Genomic DNA, 3,862 nt, shown 5'->3' on the forward strand with positions numbered 1-3,862 from the left:
ATTCTATAGTAAAAAATGAAGAATATATTATTAATGAATCCACATTATGGATTGATTTATTCAATATAACAGATGAAGAAAAAGTAATAGTAAAAAATACATTAAATATAGAAATACCGACTTTAAAGGACATATCGCAAATTGAGATTTCTGAGAGGTTATATGTTGAAAATGAGGTGTTATATCTAACTATTACGGAACTCGTTAATAAAGAGCAAGAATTTCCTGAAACACATTCTATAGTATTTATTTTGCATAAATGTTGTCTTATAACAGTTCGTTACGTAGAATTAATACCCTTTAATGACTGTATAAATAAATTTGCTAAGCAGCTTAATAACACACATAATGCAGAAAATATTTTATTTATGTTACTTCGTAATATGGTAACAAGATTATCGAATATTGTACAGTCGATTAGTATGGATATTGATGATTATGGACGTTTAATACTTGATAATAATATTAATGATTTGCGTATAGATCATACCAATGTATTAAAAAAAATAGGTCGAAAAGGTGATTTACTTTCTAAAAGCCGTGAGTGTTTATTTTCTTTAACTATGGCTATTCAATATATTTTAAAATCTCCACAAATAACTCAAAATAAAGCATCTAAGGATCTATTAGATACATTGCTTCGAGACGTAGACTCAATAATTAATTTTTCACAATTTATATCTAGCGAGATTGCAAGAACCCTAGACGCAGCACTCGGTATGATTGCAATTGAACAAAATAATATTATTAAAATTTTCTCGTTGGTGACTATATTTTTTCTCCCACCCACTTTAATAGCTAGTATTTACGGCATGAATTTTACCGTAATGCCTGAGCTTAAATCACCGTATGGTTATCCTATAGCCTTATTCTTAATGCTATTATCTACAATTATTACCTATAAATATTTTAAGAAACGGAAGTGGTTGTAAGTTTTTATTGAGAATAGTTCAATAGAATTTTGCATAAAAATCAATGACCGTATTTTATAGTCAATTGATTTGGACTCACCTACATCATTACTCGTCGCTTTCCTATTAGTTATAGGCTTCGCGCTTTGCTCCTTTTATGCCAATCTCATTGAATTGACTATTATGACATTGACACTATCTTAATTATTATACTACCAAAAGTTAAAATTTCTTAAATTTCAATTTAATAATAATTAGGATAAATATGAGCGAATTAGATTTTGAAGTAGAAAAGACAAGTTTTGTAGTAAGCGTTATTGATGCTATTGAAGAGTATATAAAAGCAGAATTTTTATTTGACTATGAAAAGCAAAAAGAAAATTTTCAATATATCCAAGGTGATTTAAATAATTTTGAATTGCCTGAGATTATTAAAAATTCTGGAGTCATGCAAGAATTTTTTAGATTAAAATCAGAATTTAGGAAATATATTAAAGATAAAAATTATACAATAGAGGATGAATTTTTTGCAGAAATATATAAAAAATCAAGTATATCTATAGAAGAGAAAATTGTAGAAATAGATACAAAAATAGAGCGTATTAAAAACGATCAACCTGAAAATGAAGAAAAAAGGCTTTTGAGTGGAATAAGAGTAATGAATTAGAGCGAAAAGCAATAGAAGAGGTGTATAAGAAAAAACAAGATAAGGAAAGTATAGATAGTTATAAACCATTAGGGACAAGAAGGGTACAAGCGGTAAGAGCTAAATCATCAATAGAAAAGATGGAAGATCATTTTTTAGTTAAAGAGAAAATATTAAGTGCAGAAGAAATGAAAACTATTATTTCAAATCATGAATTATTAAATACATTAGCTAGTTATAATGATATGGCTAGTGCAAATGCAGTAACAAAATTATTTGAAATTGCTCGTAATTATTATGAAGATGATAAGCACAAAGGCATAAATGAACTTGGAGCAATAAACGATACAAAAACAACCTATCTTCTTAATGAAAAAAAATTACTTAAACAAAAGCAACTTAGTTTTAAAGATATTGATTACGTAGTTGGTCATGAGTTAGATAAGTTATGTGAGTTAATAGCAGGAAATAGTGCAATCCTTACTTTTAATAATGATCAAATACATAACATAATGACTATTTCTAAAAATGAGTTACTTGAGATGTCAAAAGAGGCATAAGAAAATTATTTAAAAGAAATAAAGGTTGAAGATTGTTTAGATATTCATTTAGACTCTATGAATATGAATACTCTTAAACTTATTATAGCATCAAATGTGATTCTTAGTAATATCTCATTCAATTCTGATACTACCGTAACTATAGAAGCAGGAAGGTCTTTGAATATAGTTGGTACACTAAATCTAGTATCAGGCAGTACTTTAAATATATCTGGTGAGGGGACATTAGGGGCAAATATTGTTTCAAAAGGTATAATAGAAAATATAAATAATGCTCAATCAGTAATTCACAAAGGAATAACTTCTGAAATTCTTTTAAATAATACTATTGCACTCAATTTAAATTTTATGGAAGAAAATACGGATAGTAATTCAGATACAACAATATTGGGAAATACTGATCCGGAGATTTAATAAATAATATTGCAAGTTTTTTCTAAACTCTATTTTTATTCGCAACTAGGGATAAGATTTTAAAAAATCTTATCCCTTTTTTGCCGGTTACTTTATAGCCTTATTTTCAATGCTATTATCTATATAAATATTATATAGCTTTATATGATTTTTTCTTACTCTATCTTGACTTTTGTAAAAATTACCATATTATGTGGTAATTCCCATAGAATATGGTAATCAAGTTAATTATATAAGGATATAAATATGCAAAAAATATTGTTTAAAGGCCCGGATATAAGTATGAAAAATGAAAATCCTGATATCCAGGAAATAAAAACCTTAGCTGACTTACCTTCAGGTACAGGTAGTGAATATTTTATAAATGCACATGGATCAGAGTTTTTCTATAAACCTACTAATTTAGGTTTATGGGGAAAAATTAAATCATATTTTATGCCTGAGCCTTCTTACTTATCAATGAGTATATTTTCTGATGAAGGTACAACTTCTGTGTTAGATATTGCACTGCTTAATAAAATACAAAATAATACCACTGCAAATCAATGTAATATTGTTCATATATTTTCTTGTCATTCAGGAGCCGCTCAACATCATTTAGATTGGATACAGGGCAATATAGTGTTATGCACTTATAATAAGGCCAGCGATGCAAATATTATACAATTAGCTCAAAATAATTATGATGCTAGAACAAAAAATGACTCTTTATTGATTGAATATATAAGAGATAATTTTCATTTATTAGCAGCGTCAGATTTTAGTATAAGTTATAAATTAGACAATCAAATTTATAGTTTTTCTTTAAGTGCTAATAAAATTAAAAATATGAAAAGCATAGCGGAGTTGCCGGCTTTTCTACATAAAAAATATAAAGCTTTTGTAAAATTTTATAAAAATATTCATTCGGAATATCATGAATCATATCCTGAAATATTTAACTTAAATATAGAAACAAAGCCGAAAGAATTAACATACGCTGACTTAATCAGGGTATTTAGTAGAGCTTTAACCTTAGAAACATATAATTTTAATAAATTTTCTCTAAGCAAGATAGAGACTATGTTAAATCAGAAAGGATTATACACTGATACTAGTATAGGGTACGCTATAGAGCAAGGGAATTCTAAACTATTAATTTGTTTGCTTAATTATGTTAATACTAAAGTAAATTCCTATAATCTTGATAAGGCTATAGAGAAAGGTGATTTAGCTATTCTAAAAGCTGTACTTGAGCATAGTACTACGAAAATAGAATTATGTAATCTTAATCAAGCTATAGGGAAAGGTGATTTAGCTATTCTAAAAGCTGTACTTGAGCATAGTACTAC

General features: G+C 27.2%; 2 protein-coding genes and 4 pseudogenes (1 of these 6 only partly in view). 5 read left to right on the top strand and 1 reads right to left on the bottom strand.

The annotated features are described in order from the left end of the window. On the top strand, positions 1-932 hold the 3' portion of the coding sequence (locus AB4K15_RS06740; protein WP_032073443.1) for a magnesium transporter CorA family protein. It extends 28 nt beyond the left edge of the window; the window shows 932 of its 960 coding nt (coding positions 29-960); its start codon lies beyond the left edge, outside the window; it ends in the stop codon at positions 930-932. Between the two features lie 52 nt (positions 933-984). On the opposite strand, the pseudogene AB4K15_RS06745 reads toward AB4K15_RS06740, so the two are convergent. After that, positions 985-1,066 (bottom strand): annotated as a pseudogene (locus tag AB4K15_RS06745) (palindromic element RPE2 domain-containing protein); the annotation flags it as partial. A gap of 110 nt (positions 1,067-1,176) precedes the next feature. Here AB4K15_RS06745 and AB4K15_RS06750 point away from each other — a divergent pair. The 4 genes and pseudogenes from AB4K15_RS06750 to AB4K15_RS06765 form a co-directional block, all read left to right on the top strand. Beyond that, a pseudogene (locus tag AB4K15_RS06750) lies at positions 1,177-1,503 on the top strand (hypothetical protein); the annotation flags it as partial. Positions 1,504-1,697: 194 nt separating this feature from the next. Next, positions 1,698-1,922 (top strand): annotated as a pseudogene (locus tag AB4K15_RS06755) (hypothetical protein); the annotation flags it as partial. Between the two features lie 252 nt (positions 1,923-2,174). Then, positions 2,175-2,417: pseudogene (locus tag AB4K15_RS06760) on the top strand (hypothetical protein); the annotation flags it as partial. A 360-nt stretch (positions 2,418-2,777) separates the two neighbouring features. After that, positions 2,778-3,862: hypothetical protein (locus tag AB4K15_RS06765; protein ID WP_500225775.1), on the top strand; the 1,085-nt coding region annotated here is incomplete at its 3' end.

This window comes from Rickettsia aeschlimannii, from assembly GCF_047973405.1.
Taxonomy (GTDB): Bacteria; Pseudomonadota; Alphaproteobacteria; order Rickettsiales; family Rickettsiaceae; genus Rickettsia; species Rickettsia rickettsii.